General features: G+C 73.3%; 12 protein-coding genes. 1 reads left to right on the forward strand and 11 read right to left on the reverse strand.

Features of this window, described 5'->3' with window-relative positions; genetic code table 11:
* Positions 1-18: 18 nt before the first annotated feature.
* From argF to ABEB06_RS13375, 3 genes are all read right to left on the reverse strand, one after another.
* The gene (argF, locus tag ABEB06_RS13365) at positions 19-1020 is read right to left on the reverse strand and encodes an ornithine carbamoyltransferase (protein ID WP_345697078.1); all 1002 of its coding nucleotides are present in this window, start codon (positions 1018-1020) and stop codon (positions 19-21) included.
* 96 nt (positions 1021-1116) lie between these two features.
* Positions 1117-3687: a polynucleotide kinase-phosphatase gene (locus tag ABEB06_RS13370; RefSeq protein WP_345697079.1), complete on the reverse strand. Its 2571-nt coding sequence runs from the start codon at positions 3685-3687 to the stop codon at positions 1117-1119.
* Entirely contained in the window at positions 3684-5216 is a 1533-nt protein-coding gene (locus ABEB06_RS13375) for a 3' terminal RNA ribose 2'-O-methyltransferase Hen1 (protein WP_345697080.1), read from the reverse strand. Before ABEB06_RS13375 ends, ABEB06_RS13370 begins: the two co-directional genes overlap by 4 nt.
* 101 nt (positions 5217-5317) lie before the next feature.
* On the opposite strand from ABEB06_RS13375, the gene dapD reads away from it, so the two are divergent.
* Positions 5318-6310, forward strand: a complete 993-nt coding sequence (gene dapD / locus ABEB06_RS13380) for a 2,3,4,5-tetrahydropyridine-2,6-dicarboxylate N-succinyltransferase (RefSeq protein ID WP_345697081.1) — start codon at positions 5318-5320, stop codon at positions 6308-6310.
* Between the two features lie 148 nt (positions 6311-6458).
* On the opposite strand, the gene ABEB06_RS13385 is transcribed toward dapD, so the two are convergent.
* The 8 genes from ABEB06_RS13385 to ABEB06_RS13420 form a co-directional block, all read right to left on the reverse strand.
* Positions 6459-7547: a DUF6099 family protein gene (locus ABEB06_RS13385; protein WP_345697082.1), complete on the reverse strand. Its 1089-nt coding sequence runs from the start codon at positions 7545-7547 to the stop codon at positions 6459-6461.
* 165 nt (positions 7548-7712) lie between these two features.
* Positions 7713-8063: a nucleotide pyrophosphohydrolase gene (locus tag ABEB06_RS13390; protein ID WP_345697083.1), complete on the reverse strand. Its 351-nt coding sequence runs from the start codon at positions 8061-8063 to the stop codon at positions 7713-7715.
* Positions 8060-9505 (reverse strand): AAA family ATPase, encoded by a 1446-nt coding sequence (locus tag ABEB06_RS13395; RefSeq protein WP_345697084.1) that lies wholly within the window; start codon positions 9503-9505, stop codon positions 8060-8062. The genes ABEB06_RS13390 and ABEB06_RS13395 overlap by 4 nt, the downstream gene beginning before the upstream one ends.
* Positions 9506-9591: 86 nt before the next feature.
* The gene (locus ABEB06_RS13400) at positions 9592-10416 is read right to left on the reverse strand and encodes a putative RNA methyltransferase (protein ID WP_345697085.1); all 825 of its coding nucleotides are present in this window, start codon (positions 10414-10416) and stop codon (positions 9592-9594) included.
* 75 nt (positions 10417-10491) lie between these two features.
* Complete coding sequence (locus tag ABEB06_RS13405; RefSeq protein WP_345697086.1) at positions 10492-10917, reverse strand: fic family toxin-antitoxin system, toxin component; 426 nt, start codon at positions 10915-10917, stop codon at positions 10492-10494.
* Positions 10914-11156: a toxin-antitoxin system HicB family antitoxin gene (locus ABEB06_RS13410; protein WP_345697087.1), complete on the reverse strand. Its 243-nt coding sequence runs from the start codon at positions 11154-11156 to the stop codon at positions 10914-10916. Before ABEB06_RS13410 ends, ABEB06_RS13405 begins: the two co-directional genes overlap by 4 nt.
* A gap of 185 nt (positions 11157-11341) precedes the next feature.
* A complete protein-coding gene (locus ABEB06_RS13415) occupies positions 11342-12658 on the reverse strand; it encodes a class I SAM-dependent RNA methyltransferase (protein ID WP_345701833.1) in 1317 nt (438 codons plus the stop codon).
* Positions 12659-13120: 462 nt separating this feature from the next.
* Positions 13121-15196: an APC family permease gene (locus tag ABEB06_RS13420; protein WP_345701834.1), complete on the reverse strand. Its 2076-nt coding sequence runs from the start codon at positions 15194-15196 to the stop codon at positions 13121-13123.
* Between the last annotated feature and the right edge of the window lie 149 nt (positions 15197-15345).

Below are 15345 nucleotides of genomic sequence, written 5' to 3' on the forward strand. Positions count from 1 at the left end.
AGCCCGTCAGGAGCTCGATCAGGAGCCGAGGGTCGCGACCAGCACCGCCTTGATGGTGTGCAGGCGGTTCTCGGCCTGGTCGAAGACGACCGAGTGCGCCGACTCGAACAGCTCGTCGGTGCACTCCAGCTCGGACATGCCGGTCAGCTCGAACATCTGCCGCCCGATCTCCGTCCCGAGGTCGTGGTACGCCGGGAGGCAGTGCAGGAACTTGACCGCCGGGTTGCCGGTGGCGCGGACCGTGTCCATCGAGACCTGGTAAGGCTTGAGCAGGGCGATCCGCTCGGCCCAGACCTCCTTGGGCTCGCCCATCGAGACCCAGACGTCGGTGTAGAGGAAGTCGGCCCCGGCGACACCGGACGCGATGTCCTCGGTGAGCGTCACCCGGGCGCCGCTGGCGGCGGCCAGCTCGCGGGCGGCCTTCTGGACGTCCTCGGCGGGCCACAGCTCGGCCGGCGCGACGATCCGGATGTCCATGCCGAGCAGGGCGCCGGTGACCAGCAGCGAGTTGCCCATGTTGGAGCGGGCGTCACCGAGGTAGACCAGGGTGGTCTCGGCCAGCGGCTTGGCGGAGTGCTCCTGGATGGTCAGGACGTCGGCCAGCATCTGGGTGGGGTGCCACTCGTCGGTCAGGCCGTTCCACACCGGCACGCCCGCGTGCTGCGCCAGCTCCTCCACGATCTCCTGGCCGTCGCCCCGGTACTGGATGCCGTCGAACATCCGCCCGAGCACCCGCGCGGTGTCCTTGATCGACTCCTTGTGGCCCATCTGCGAGCCCGCCGGGTCGAGGTAGGTGGTGGTGGCGCCCTGGTCGTGCGCCGCGACCTCGAACGCGCAGCGGGTGCGCGTCGAGGTCTTGGCGAAGATCAGCGCGATGTTCTTGCCGCGCAGGCGCGGCTGCTCGGTGCCCGCATACTTCGCGGCCTTGAGCTGGGCGGAGAGCTCGACCAGGTGGCGGAACTCCTGAGGAGTGAAATCGAGCTCCTTGAGGAAGTGCCTGTTCCGGAGGTTGAACGCCATGCCGGTCTCCTGGTCGAATCCGTGGACTGAGACAGGAAGTGTATACATAGACCGGCATGTCTATGCATGCACTTCCCGTCACTCGGTCCCTCCGTCTCAGAGCCTGGGATCAACCGGCTCCGACTCCAGCGCGAGCACCGCGAACACCGGCTCGTGCACCCGCCACAGCGGCTCGTTCCCGGCCAGCCGGTCCAGCGCCTCCAGGCCGAGCGCGTACTCGCGCAGCGCGAGCGAGCGCTTGTGGCCGAGGAACCGCTGGCGCAGCTGGTCCAGGTACTGCGTGTAGTCGGGGCCGTAGATGATCCGCAGGTACTCCCGCCCGCGCACCTTCACCCCGGGCTGGACCACCTGGCCGTTCTGCCCGCGGGCCAGCGAGGCCAGCGGCTTGACCACCATGCCCTCGCCGCCGGCCGCGGTCAGCTCCTCCCACCAGGCGATGCCGGCCGCGACCGAGGCCTCGTCCTCGGTGTCGACCAGCAGCCGCCCGGTGTGCCGCAGGATCGGCGCGGCCGGGTCGTCGGCGGCGACCATCCGGTCGATCCAGGCGAGGTGCCGGTCGTGCGGCTGGACGGCCAGGTTGGCACCCTCCGCGGCAAGCACCTGGAAGGGCGCGAGCCGGATCCCGGACAGGCCCTCGGTGGGCCAACAGTACCGGCGGTACGCCTCGGTGAAGGCCTCCGCGTCGGCGGCGCGCTGCCGCTGGCGGGCGGTCAGCTCGGCCACGTCCAGGCCGCGCCCGTCGGCCTGCTCCAGGGCGGCCAGCACCTCGGGCAGCGCGGCACCGGCGGCCGCGCCGACCGCCGCGTACTGGCGGCGCAGCAGCTCGGCGGCCTTCAGCGACCACGGCATCAGCTCGGCGTCCAGCAGCAGCCAGCCGGTGGCCAGCTCCTCGAACAGCCCGGCCCGCTCGGCGGCGGCGCGGACCCGGTCGAGGACGGCGGCGGTCAGCTCCTCGTCGTTGAGGAAGGCGCGCCCGGTCCTGGTCCAGATCGCGCCGGGACCGCTCAGGCCGAACCGCTTGTCGAGCGCGCTGCCGTCCCGGGCGACCAGCACGACCGCCCGCGAACCCATGTGCTTCTCCTCGCAGACCACCTGCCGGACGCCGTCGTGCCGGTAGGCGTGGAAGGCCTCCTCGGGGTGCTCCAGGTAGCCGTCCCGCCGGGAGGTGGCGGACGGCGCCATGGTCGGCGGCAGGTACGCGAGCAGCCGCGGGTCGAGCGCGAAGCGGCTCATCACCTCCAGTGCGGCGGCCGCGTTCTCCTCCCGGATCGAGACCCGGCCGTGGTGGGCGGTCTCCACGATCCGCCGGCCGGCCACGTCGCCCAGGTCGAGCGGCCGGCCCTCCCGGGCGCCCGGGGCGTCGGTGTGCAGCGGGCGCACCGGCGCGTACCACTCGCGCTCGGCCGGGACGGAGACGACCTCCCGCTCGGGGTAGCGCAGCGCGGTCATGCTGCCGCCGAAGACGCAGCCGGTGTCCAGGCAGATGGTGTTGTTGACGAAGCTCGCGGTGGGCACCGGCGTGTGGCCGTAGACGACCAGGGCCTTGCCCCGGTACTCCTCCGCCCACGGGTAGCGGACCGGCAGGCCGTACTCGTCGGTCTCACCGGTGGTGTCGCCGTACAGCGCGTGCGAGCGGACCCGGCCGGAGTTGCGGCCGTGGTACTTCTCCGGCAGACCGGCGTGGCAGACCACCAGCGCGCCGCCGTCCAGCAGGTAGTGGCTGACCAGGCCGCGCATGAACTCCCGGACCCGGGCGCGGAACTCCTCCGGCTCGGCGGCCAGCTGGTCGATCGACTCCTGCAGGCCGTACGCGACGGTGACCTTGCGGCCGTCCATCCAGCGGCCGAGCTTGTTCTCGTGGTTTCCGGGGACGCAGATCGCGTGGCCGGCCTCGACCATGCCCATCACCAGGCGCAGCACGCCCGGCGTGTCCGGGCCGCGGTCGACCAGGTCGCCGACGAACACGGCCGTCCGGCCCTCGGGGTGCACGGCGTCGACCGGGCGGCCCTCGGCGTCCCGGGTGAGCGTCCACCCGAGCCGGACGAGCAGGGTCTCCAGCTCGGCGCGGCAGCCGTGGATGTCACCGACGATGTCGAACGGGCCGGTCAGGTGGCGCAGGTCGTTGTACCGCTTCTCCGACACGATCTCGGCGGACTCCACCTCGGCGACGCCGTGCAGCACGTGCACCTTGCGGAAGCCCTCGCGCTCCAGGCCGCGCAACGAGCGGCGCAGCTCGCGCTGCTGACGCGGGATGACGTGCTTCGGCAGCTGCCGGTCGGGGCGGGTGCGGTTGCGCTCGGTGCAGACCTCGGCGGGCACGTCGAGCACGATGGCGATCGGCAGCACGTGGTGCTCCCGGGCCAGGGCGATCAACTGCTTGCGGGCCTCCGGCTGGACGTTGGTGGCGTCCACCACGGTGAGCCGGCCGGCGGCCAGCCGCTTGCCGACGATGTAGTGCAGCAGGTCGAAGGCGTCGGCGGAGGCCGACTGGTCGTTCTCGTCGTCGGCGACCAGGCCGCGGCAGAAGTCGGAGGAGACCACCTCGGTCGACTTGAAGTGCCGTCGGGCGAAGGTCGACTTGCCGGAGCCGCTGGTGCCGATCAGCACGACCAGGGAGAGGTCGGTGACGGGGAGCCGACGGGCGGTGGGCTGTGCGTCGGTGGTCATCGGGTCGCGCTCCCTTCCGAGGCGGGGTTGTCGAGGCGGAACAGGGCCAGCTGGGTCGGGGCGCCGACCTCGGCGTCCAGCGGCCCGACGGGGCGGACAGTGACGGTGTACCCGTACTTTCCGGCCACCTGCTCCGCCCAACCGGTGAACTCGGCCCGGGTCCACTCGAAGCGGTGGTCCGAGTGCCGGACGTGCCCGGCCGGGAGGGTCTCCCAGCGGACGTTGTACTCGACGTTCGGGGTGGTGACCACGACCGCGGTCGGCCGCGCGGAGCCGAACACCGCGAACTCCAGGGCCGGCAGCCGCGGCAGGTCGAGGTGCTCGATCACCTCGGACAGCACGGCGGCGTCGTAGCCCTTGAGCCGGGCGTCGGTGTAGGTGAGCGCGCCCTGGACCAGCCGGACCCGGGACGCCTGACGCTCCGACATCCGGTCCAGCCGCAGCTTGCGGGCGGCGGCGGACAGCGCCCGGGAGGACACGTCCAGCCCCAGCACCTCGGTCACCCGGGCGTCCTTCAGCAGGGCGCCGACCAGTTCGCCCTGGCCGCAGCCCAGGTCGAGCACCCGGGCCGCCCCGGTCTCGGCGAGCGCGGCCAGGATCGCCTCCCGTCGCTGCACGGCCAGCGGCTGCGGCTTCTCCGCCACCGCCACTGTCGCCGTCTCAGCCTGGACCGCCTCGACCGCCGAACCCGTCTCCGTTTCCGGGACGTCGTCGACCGCGTTGTCCAGCTCCTCGGCCTCCCGGTCATCGCTCTCGGCGAGCCGGGCCAGCGCCAGCCGCTCCATCGCCAGCCGGGTCAGCGACCAGCGACGGGAGAGGTAGCGCCGGGTGATCAGGTCGAGCTCCGGGTGGTCCGCGAGCCAGCCCTGGCCGGCCGCGAGCAGTTTGTCCACCTCGTCCGGCGCGACCCAGTAGTGCTTGGCGCCGTCCAGCACCGGGAGCAGCACGTACAGCTGCTGCAGCGCGTCGGCGAGCCGCAGCTCGCCGGTGAGCGACACCTTCGCGTAGCGCGAGTCGCCCCACGCCGGGAAGGCGGAGTCCAACGGGACCGCGGCGGCGTCGACGCTCCAGCCGAGCGGCTCGAAGAGCCGGCCGACCATGGCGGTGGCGCCGCCCTCCGCCCCGCCGACCGGTACCGCGGGCAGCTCGATCCGCAGCGGCAGCGGATGCTCCGCCAGGCCCGGCCGCTGCTCGCAGACGCCCTTCATCGCCGACCGGTAGACCGTCCGCAGCGCCACCGCGAGCAGCGAGGACGCGGCGTACGGCCGGTCGTTGACGTACTGGGCGAGCGCGAGGTCGGGCGAGCCGCCGCGGCCCTTGCCCCGGCCCTGCCGGACCAGCGCCAGCGGGTCGACCTCCAGCAGGAGGGCGGCCGTGCAGGCGGTGTCGGTCGCCTCGGGGTAGAAGACGTGCGCGACGCCGTGAGCGGTGGAGAACCGCTGCACCTTGGCGGGGTGCTTGTGCAGCAGGAATCCCAGGTCGGTGGCAGGCCGCTCGGCCGTGCCCGTGGTGGAGATCGAAATGAACACCCGTCCGAGTATTGCCCAGTCCACCGCCTCTGAGCACCGGCTTTTGTCCGCACGGTGAGCGCGTTGGTCACCCACTGCCGCGATTGGTTAACGTGCAGGATGTGACTGCTGAATCCTCCTCCACCCTCGCGAGCGGCGCTGTCGCCGCCGGTCTGGCGACCATCGCCGCCGACGGCACCGTCCTCGACACCTGGTTCCCCGCCCCCGAGCTCGCCGCGGCCCCCGGCCCGGCCGGCACCGTCCGGCTGAGCGCCGAGGAGGCCGAGCAGGCCCTCGGCGCCGGCGCCGCCGAGGCGCTGCGCCCCGACGCCCGCCGCGGCGTCGAGGTGGTCGCCGTGCGCACCGTGATCTCCTCGCTGGACGAGAAGCCGCTGGACGCGCACGACGCCTACCTGCGCCTGCACCTGCTCTCGCACCGCCTGGTGAAGCCGCACGGCCAGAACCTGGACGGCATCTTCGGCCTGCTCGCCAACGTCGCCTGGACCTCCATCGGCCCGGTGCCGGTGGCGGGCGTCGAGCAGGCCCGGCTCGCGGTGCGCGCGCAGGGCGGCCAGCTCGCCGTGTACGGCATCGACAAGTTCCCGCGGATGACCGACTACGTCGCCCCGACCGGCGTGCGGATCGCCCACGCGGACCGGGTGCGCCTGGGTGCGCACCTGGCCGAGGGCACCACCGTGATGCACGAGGGCTTCGTCAACTTCAACGCCGGCACCCTGGGCACCTCGATGGTCGAGGGCCGGATCAGCGCGGGCGTCGTGGTCGGCGACCACAGCGACATCGGCGGCGGCGCCTCGATCATGGGCACCCTGTCGGGCGGCGGCAAGCAGGTCGTCTCCGTCGGCGAGCGCTGCCTGCTCGGTGCCAACGCGGGCATCGGCATCTCGCTCGGCAGCGACTGCGTGGTGGAGGCCGGCCTGTACGTCACCGCCGGCACCCGGGTCACCACCCCGGACGGCAAGGTCGCCAAGGCCGTCGAGCTGTCCGGCCAGGACAACCTGCTGTTCCGCCGCAACTCGCAGAGCGGCGCGGTCGAGGTGATCGCCCGCTCCGGCTCTTGGGGCGGTCTGAACGCGGATCTGCACGCGCACAACTGACCTCCGGTCATCTGGTCCCCGGGCCCCGGCGCCGTCCTCCGACGGCGCCGGGGCCCTGTGCTGTTCCGGACGGCGGCCCTAGCCGAGCCCGGCCGACTCCGGCAAACCGCCCTCACTCGTGCGGCTGACGGAACACGGGGGTTGGCCCTCAACGGGTGGTCCCCGGTGACCGGTCGGCCCGGGACCTCGTTGGACCGGCGGCGCCGACACCCGTCGCCTCACGTCGCACCACCGAGCTGAAGGGGCCCCTGATGTCCGAGCCCTGGACCGAGCCGCCCACCACCGCGGGCACCCCCGCGGGCACCCCCGCCGGGGCGCCGACCCCGCCGACCAGCCTGCTGGAGCAGATGCAGGAGCTGCTCGCCTCGATCAACACCGACCTGGCGGGGCTCGACTCCGACCTGCGCTCCTCCGCGGCGCGCACCGGCGACCGCAACGGATCCGGCGAGCACTCCTCCCGGGCCTGAGCCGGAACCCGATCCGGGGCCCGATCACCGGCGCCACCGACCGGCGGGCCCAGCGGGACGACCAGCGTCGCCCGCTCCGCCCGCCGGGCCGCGCCACCCCCACCGGCGCTACCGGCGCCACCGGCGCCGCAGCACCCTCCGCAGCCGGCGTCGCCGTCCCCGCCACCGCCACCGCCACCGCCACCGCCACCGCAGCACCCTGCGCCGCCGCGGCCCTCTGCGTCGGCCGATGGCTCCCCGGACTGACCGGCGGCGCGACCGTCCGCCCCTGCGTCCTCGTCCGGCGGTTCGACGCCCGCCTCCCGGCGCACCGCCCGCAGCAACTCGGCGACCAGGTCCTTGCACTCCGCCGTGGCGTCCACCCCGTCAATGCAGCACCAGTACAGGCTCTCCGTATCGGCCCCGCAGGCGAGCACCACCAGCGTCTCGGACGCCTCGTTCAGCAGCACCGCCAGCTCGGCCAGGACGGGCTCCAGCTCGCCCAGTTCACCGAGCCGTTCGACCCGCCCGCCCCCGGACCAGTCGCCGCCGAGCCCGTCCGGGTCGGCCTCCGGCGGCTGGTCCAGGCAGCTCGCCGCGTGCCCGCCGGCGTCGCACAGCAGTTGCCCGAGCGTGCCGTACTCCTCGCCGTCGCCCTCCCGTTCGGCGATCCGGGCGCCGAGCGCCTCGGTCAGCAGGCCGGTCTGCCACGCCTCGTGCAGCGTGTCCGGCACCGACCGGGCCTCGGCCAGCGCGTGCCGGGCGGTCTTGATCAGTCGCAGCGCGTCCATGTCCGCCGCTCCCCTCGTCCACAGGGCCGCCGTCGCCGGCGGCGGGTCTGGACGCACAGCGTGCCGACCCGCCGGACGCACGCCCAGCACCCGCCGGAAAGCTGTGGACAAACCTCGCCTGTGGAAAACCGGTGTCCCTCGCCGGAGGGAATTCCGGTGGATCCCTCACTCCACCGGGAACCGCACCTCGTTGCGTTCGATCTTGGCCGCCAGCGCCGCCAGCGGGTCCACGTCCAGCACCGAGCAGAACTGCAGCAGGTACGCCAGGACGTCCGCCACCTCGTCCCGGACCCGGTGCGCCCGGTCGGGGTCGTCCATCACCGCGGTGGCCTGCTCGGGCGTCAGCCACTGGAAGATCTCCAGCAGTTCGCCGGCCTCCACGCTGAGCGCCGCCGCCAGGTTCTTCGGGGTGTGGAAGGGCTGCCAGTTCCGGGCCGCCGCGAACTCGCCGAGCCGCAGCCGCAGCCCCTCCAGCGTCGGTCCGGCCGCTCCGGCGGAAGAGTGATCCTCGGTCATTCCCCTGGTCTACCGCATCCGTGCGCCCCGGCCTGCACCGGAACCCGGTTCTCCTCGGGCCGGAGCAGCACGCTGTGTCCGCTGGCCGGGTCGCGCCGGCACTCGATCAGCCGCACCTCGGGCAGGTCGAGCGCGGCCGCGGGGTCCTGGAGCGCCCCGAGCAGCCGGACGTCCTCCTTGGCGCACACCTCCCGGGCCACCCTCAGCAGCGAGGCGGTCTGCTCCAGCGACAGCCCGGCACCGAGGTCCTCGGCCAGTACGGTCAGCTGCCGGTGGGCGCTCGGCACCTCGGCCGCCGGGTCGACGTCCAGCACCCCGGCGCCGGTGAGCAGCACCGCGGCGAACGCGAGCAGCCGCAGCATCCCGTCGGACGCCTGGTCGGCTCCGGTGCGGCCGAGCACGCCCTCGTCGAAGACGGCCAGCAGCCGTTCCTGGCCGCCGGTGCCGCGCCGGGCCACGTCCAGGCCGAGCAGCGGGTGCGGCGCCGCCGCCTGGACGGCGCGCAGCAGCCGGGCGTAGCGGCGGTTGCACTCCGACTTGAGCCTGGCGAGCACGGCCGAGATGTTGGCGGCGGTGCCCAGCAGCCGTGCCTGCGGGTCGGGGCGCGCCCAGCCGCGCATCGCCGCCGGGACGGGGTGCAGCGGGAAGACCTCGCGCAGCGCGGTGAGCAGCTGCTCGGCGGCGGCCAGCACCCGGCGCTCACCGGGCGAGGAGCCGGCCACCCGAAGCGGCAGCTGAGCGGTGATCAGGGTGGCGCTGGGCAGCGGGGCGCGGATGTCACCCTGCCGGCTGTCGTTGCGCCAGGTGACGTTGACCCGGCCGCGGGTGACGTCCTGTTCGCCGGTCTCCATCAGGGTCTCGCCGTCGAGGGCCAGCCACTCGCGGGCGATCCGGACCCGCCCGTCGGTGCGGACCACCACCTCCAGCCGGATCGGCCCGGCCGCGGAGCGCACCGTGCAGCCCAGGATGATCGCGTTGCGGCCGTGCGGCACGCAGCCCGCCAGTCCGCCCCGGACCGGCGCGGCGAGGGGCCCGGACAGTCCGCCGACGCCGTCCAGCGATGGCTGGATCTCCTCGCCGATGGCGAGCCGGGAGAGGACGCTCAGCGCGTCCAGCGCGTTGGACTTGCCGGCGCCCGAGGGGCCGTGGAGCACGGTGAGCGGTGACAGCGGCAGCGTGGTGCGGCGGTACGACTTGAACGAGGTGAGCCGGAGCTCCTCCACGGTCGGCCGCTGGATGGGGCGTTCCGGCACCGCGCGGTCCGTCCCGCCGCCCTCCCGACCGGCGGCGTACGTGCCGACACCACCCAGGCCGACACCACCCGGGCCGACACCACCCGGGCCGACACCGCCCAGGTCAGGACCGCCGAGGTCAGGACGGTCGTGACGGGTGCGGTCGGGGTGGGTACGCTCGGGCGCCGCAGGCGCTGCTTCGCTGGTCACCAGAGGACCCTAGCCACGCCCTGAGCTGCAGAAACGTGCCAGCCGGGGCTATTCACCCCAACGTGTGGCCGGCCCGACCGGCGCGCTCACCGGTACGTCGACAACCGCACCGAGCCGGTCACCTCGACCGGTTCCGGCAGGGCGTCGAGGGCGTCCGCGAGGCGCTGCGGATCGGTGTGCCAGGCGTTCGGGCCCATCGCGACCACCGCCGCCGCGTCCGCCCTGGACAGCCGCAGGGTGAACTCCACCTCCACCTGCCCGGTCCGGGTCAGCCAGGGGCTGAGCTTCTCGTCGATCCGGCGCTCCTTGTCCTCGTCGACCGAGAGCAGGCCGAGGCCCGCGACCAGTTCGCGCAGGTGGCGGGAGGTCGGGGCGACCAGCAGCAGCCGTCCGCCCGGGCGCAGCACCCGGCGGATCTCCGGGCCGTTGCGCGGGGCGAAGACGTTGAGCAGCACGTCGGCGCTGTCGTCGAGCAGCGGCAGCGGGCGCCAGGCGTCGCAGACCACGGCGCCGATCCGCGGGTGCGCCTTGGCGGCGCGGCGCAGCGCGTACTTGGAGATGTCCAGGGCGGCGCCGGGCAGGTCGCCGCCGAGCGCGCCCAGCACGTGTGCCAGGTAGTGCCCGGTGCCCGCGCCGAGGTCCGCCACCAGGCCGTCCGCGCCGGCCGCCGCGGCCGCCAGCGCCTCGGCGATCGGCCGGTAGTGCCCGGCCGCCAGGAAGTCGGCCCGGGCGGAGACCATGTCGGCGGTGTCACCGGTGCCGGTGTGCGCGTCGCCCGCCAGCAGGCTGACGTACCCCTGCTTGGCCTGGTCGAAGCTGTGGCCGCGGGGGCAGCGCAGCGTCCGTCCGGCGAGTGCGAGCGGCTCCGCGCAGTGCGGGCACGCCAGGTAGCGCTCGATGTCCTGCAGCAACGGTCGTCCTCGCACAATCCACGGTCAGGGGCACCCACACCCTAACCACAAGGGGAGCCCCTGACGTGACCGTGCTCAGTCCGCCTCGTTGCCGTCGTCGTCCTCGCCGACCTCCTCCTCCTCGGGCTCCTGGACGACCCACATGGCGAGCCGGTCGGCGACCCCGCTGACGCCGATCTTGCCCTCCCGGATCGCCCGGGCGAGGCTGCGCACCTCGCGCGCGGTGGTGGCGACGTTGCACCCGCTGGCCACCAGGTACGCGTACGCGACGGCGGTGGCGAACAGCTCGTTGCTGCGCTCCAGGGCGGGCACCCGGATGAGCTGGTGCATCAGGGCGGCGGCGCGGTCCTGCGGTTCGGGGTAGACGGCGATGTCGAAGATGGCCGCCTGGTGGCGGGTGACCGCGGCGAGGAGCGATCCGTAGTCGATGACCTGCGGATCACCCGGCGTGTACTGCTCTGCGGTCATCAGCAGCCACGAGAGGTCAACCTCAAGGTTCAACGGCGCACGTCCTGGCGGTCGCCGGTCGGTCCGTCGCCGAATTCGGCGAGGAAGGCGAGCTCGTGCTCCTTCATGAACTGGGCGGCGGTGTCGACGAAGTTCCGCCCCGCCTCGCCCATGTCGTGCTGCACGAGTCGTTCGATGTACTGGTTCATGCTGATCCCCTGCTGCTCGGCCCGCTCACGGGCCATCTCGGCGGTGGTCGCATCCACCCGGACGTTGAGCTGCTTCTTGGCCATGAATTCAAGCTAGCGCCGAAGCGCTAGCACAACAAGGGCGCATTCAGGTCGCCCCCCGCTCCCCACAGATGTCCGCTCACGCCCCGTCGGAAACCAGCCACCCACCGGCCGCGGCCGCAGCACCTTCGCGACAGAAAGAACGGGCCCGGGGCGTGGTGCCCCGGGCCCGTTCGGGCGGTGCGGTGTCAGGAGGCGACCGGCTCCAGGATGGCGACGCACTCGAAGTGGTGGGTCATCGGGAACAGGTCGAAGGCGCGCAGCGAGACGGGGCGATAGCCGCCCTCGCGGAAGAAGGCGAGGTCACGGGCGAGCGCGGCCGGGTCGCAGGCGACGTAGGCGATCCGGCGCGCCTCCAGGCCGGCGAGGTGGGCGACGGTCTCGCGGCCGGCGCCGGCCCGCGGCGGGTCGAGGACGATCAGGTCGGTGGAGGTGATGCCGGTGCGCGGCAGCAGGGTCTCCACCCGGTCGCACTCGATCCGGACGTTGTCCAGGGTGGCCAGGTTGTGCCGGGCGTCGACGACGGCCTGCTTGGCCGACTCGATGCCGAGCACCGCGCCGTCGTCGCCGACCCGCTCGGCGAGCGCGCCCGCGAACAGGCCGACGCCGCAGTACAGGTCGAGCGCGTTCTCGCCCCACTGCGGGTCCAGGCCGTCGAGGACGGCGGCCACCAGGGTGTCGGGCGCCTCGGGGTGGATCTGCCAGAAGCCGCCGTTGGAGATCCGCCAGGTGCGGCCGGCGGCCCGCTCGCGGACGAAGGTCCGGCCGTGGACGCGGTGGAAGAGGTCCTGCTCGTCGACACGGGAGATGGAGACCGGCTGGTCGAGCTCGACCAGCGGCAGCTGCTCGCCGGGCGCCGGCCGCAGCACGATCTGCCGGTCGGAGGAGCCGGAGGAGGCGATCGCCTCGATGGTGGCGACGCCGGTCCAGTCCCGCGACTCGATGCCGAGCTCGGTGACGCCCTCGGAGGCGATCAGGCAGCGGTCGATCGGCTGGATGTCGTGCGAGCGGTGCTTGCGCAGGCCGACCGAGCCCTCCTCGTCGACCGCGTACTGCACCCGGGTGCGCCAGGCGGGCACCTCGCCGGCCTGGAGCTTGCCGCCGACCGGCTCGACCGAGCCGTCCCAGCCGGCCTCGGCGGGGGTGAGTCCGGCGAGCTTGGCGAGCTGCTCGGTGAGCACCTGCGCCTTGAGCTTGCGCTGCCCGCCGGGGGTGACGTGCTGCCAGTCGCAGCCGCCGCACTTGCCGGGCCCGGCGAACGGGCACGGCGCCGGGATGCGGTCCTTGGCGGCCTCCAGGACCTCCACCGCGTCGGCGCGCAGGAAGCGCGAGGTGGTGGTGCCCTCGGTGACCTCGGCGATCACCCGCTCGCCCGGCAGCGCGTGCCGGACGAACAGCACCCGGCCCTCGTGCCGGGCCACGCAGTGGCCGCCACCGTGCGCGACCGGGCCGACCTCTACCTCGTACCGCTCGCCGACCAGCGGCTCGCCGCTGGGGGTGCGCATGGCAGGCTGGGCGGTGCGCAGCGCCTTCGGCGGGCGCACGGCCTGCTTGCGCGCCGGCTTGCGCCCGGCCGCGCCCGCGCCGGAACCCGCACCCGCTCCCTTCTTGCCGGAGCCTCCGGCAGAGCCGCCCTTGCCAGGAGCCCCGCCCTTGCCGGGGGCCGCGCCCTTGCCGGAAGCGGCACCCTTGCCGCCCGGAGCGCCGCCGCCGGCGGCCTTGCCCTGCCCCCCGTCGCGCGAGGGCCGCTCACGCTCCGGCCGGGCGGCGGGGCGGTCCTCGGCCGGAGCCAGCGGCGCGGTCTGGGCCGTCAGCCCCTCACGGTCGGTGGCCGCGGGGCGGCTGGGCCGGTTGCTCCAGCGCGGGTGCGCCACCTGCCCCGGCTTGGCGCCGGAGGTGCGGCCGGAGCGGCCGGACCGGCCACCGGAGGAGCGGGGCGGGTTGTTGCGGGTCACGGGGCGGGTTCCTTACGCGTGCGGTGCGGTGGTGTCGTTGCCGTTGGAGCCGTCGGCGCCCGGGGTGCCGGGTGCGGCGGACGCGCCGGCCGTGGGCCGGTGCCTCGGCTCGCCGCGGCGCACGGCGCCCGGCGCGGACCATTCCTTCTGCGACTTGCGCCGCTCCGAGGACTCCAGCTGCCAGGGTACGGAAGTCACCATCACCCCGGGCTTGAACAGCAGGCGTCCCTTGAGCCGCAGCGCGCTCTGGTTGTGCAGCAGGTGCTCGTACCAGTGGCCGACGACGTACTCGGGGATGTACACCGAGACGACGTCGCGCGGGCTGGAGCGGCGCAGGTTCTTCACGTAGTCGAGGACCGGGCCGGTGATCTCGCGGTACGGCGAGTCGAGCACCTTGAGCGGCACCTCGATCCCGCGCTCGTCCCACTCGGCGCGCAGCGCGGCGGTGTCGGCGGGGTCGACGTTGACGGTGACGGCTTCCAGCGTGTGGGCGCGGGCCAGCCTGGCGTACGCGAGGGCGCGCAGCGCGGGCTTGTGCAGCTTGGAGACCAGGACGACGGCGTGCACCCGCGTGGGCAGCACCACGTCGTCGGGCTCCTCGGCGGCGACCAGCTCGGCGGATACCCGGTCGTAGTGGCGGCGGATCGCCTTCATCATCACGAACAGCACGACCATCAGGGCGATGGCGACCCAGGCGTGGGTGATCTTGGTGACCAGGACGACGATCAGCACGGCCATGGTCATCACCAGGCCGAAGGCGTTGATCGCCCGGCTGCGCTGCATGTGGGCGCGCTGCTTCGGGTCGGTCTCGGTCTTCAGGTGCCGGGTCCAGTGCCGGATCATGCCGGACTGGCTCATGTTGAAGGAGACGAAGACGCCGACGATGTACAGCTGGATCAGGCGGGTCGGGTCGGCGTTGAAGGCGACGATGAACAGGATCGCCACGCCGGCCAGCACGATGATGCCGTTGGAGAAGGCCAGCCGGTCGCCGCGGGTGTGCAGCTGCCGGGGCAGGTAGCGGTCCTGCGCGAGGATCGAGCCGAGCACCGGGAAGCCGTTGAAGGCGGTGTTGGCGGCGAGCACCAGGATCAGGCCGGTCACCGCGGCGATGAAGTAGAAGCCGGGCGTGAAGTTCGAGAACACGGCCTCGCTGATCTGCGCCAGCGCGGTCTTCTGGTGGTAGCCGGCGCCGGCGCCGACCAGCTGCTCGGCGGGCTCCTCGGCCATCTGGACGCCGGTCAGGCGGGCCAGCCAGATGATGCCCATGAACATCACCACGGCGATCGTGGCCATCAGCAGCAGCGTGGTGGCGGCGTTCTTCGACTTCGGCTTGCGGAAGGCCGGCACGCCGTTGGAGATCGCCTCGACACCGGTGAGCGCCGCACAGCCCGACGAGAAGGCCTTCAGCAGCAGGAAGACCATCGCGAACCCGGCCAGCGAGTCGTTGCCCGGGGTCGCCTCCAGGTGGAAGGCGGAGGACTCGGCGGGCATGTCCTGCCCGAAGCCGTAGTGCCGGATCACGCCGTACCCGACCATGCCGATCACGCCGACCATGAAGGCGTACGTCGGCACCGCGAACGCACTGCCGGACTCCCGGACGCCGCGCAGGTTCATCCCCATCAGCACCACGACGAGGACCACCGACAGCAGCATCTCGTGCCCGCGCAGCGCCGGTACCGCGGACACGACGTTGGCCACGCCCGAGGTGGTGGACACCGCCACGGTGAGCACGTAGTCGACCATCAGGGCGCTCGCCACCACCAGGCCCGAGTTCGGGCCGTGGTTGACGGTGGCGACCTCGTAGTCACCACCGCCGCTGGGGTAGGCGTGCACGTTCTGCCGGTACGAGGCGACCACCGCGAGCATCACGATGGCGACCACGACGCCGATCTGCCACGAGAAGTGGATCGCCGAGGCGCCGGCGATGGACAGGGTGAGCAGGATCTCCTCAGGGGCGTACGCCACGGAGGAGAGCGCGTCGGACGCGAAGACGGGCAGCGCGATGCGCTTGGACAGCAGGGTCTCCCCCAGCTTGTCGCTGCGCAGCGCGCGCCCGATCAGGATCCGTTTCGGAAGGTCGGCAGGCATAGGCACAGAGGAATCGTAGGGGCTGCCACCCCGCACCCACCCCTCCGGTGCCCCCTCCGTCGCGACTGTGTTCGGTGGACCGGCTAGCGTGTCGGGTGTAAGGCAAGTGGGCACCACCTGAGTTGCCCCTCGCGTCGGATCGCAGGCGC

Source organism: Kitasatospora terrestris (genome assembly GCF_039542905.1).
GTDB classification, from domain to species: Bacteria; Actinomycetota; Actinomycetes; order Streptomycetales; family Streptomycetaceae; genus Kitasatospora; species Kitasatospora terrestris.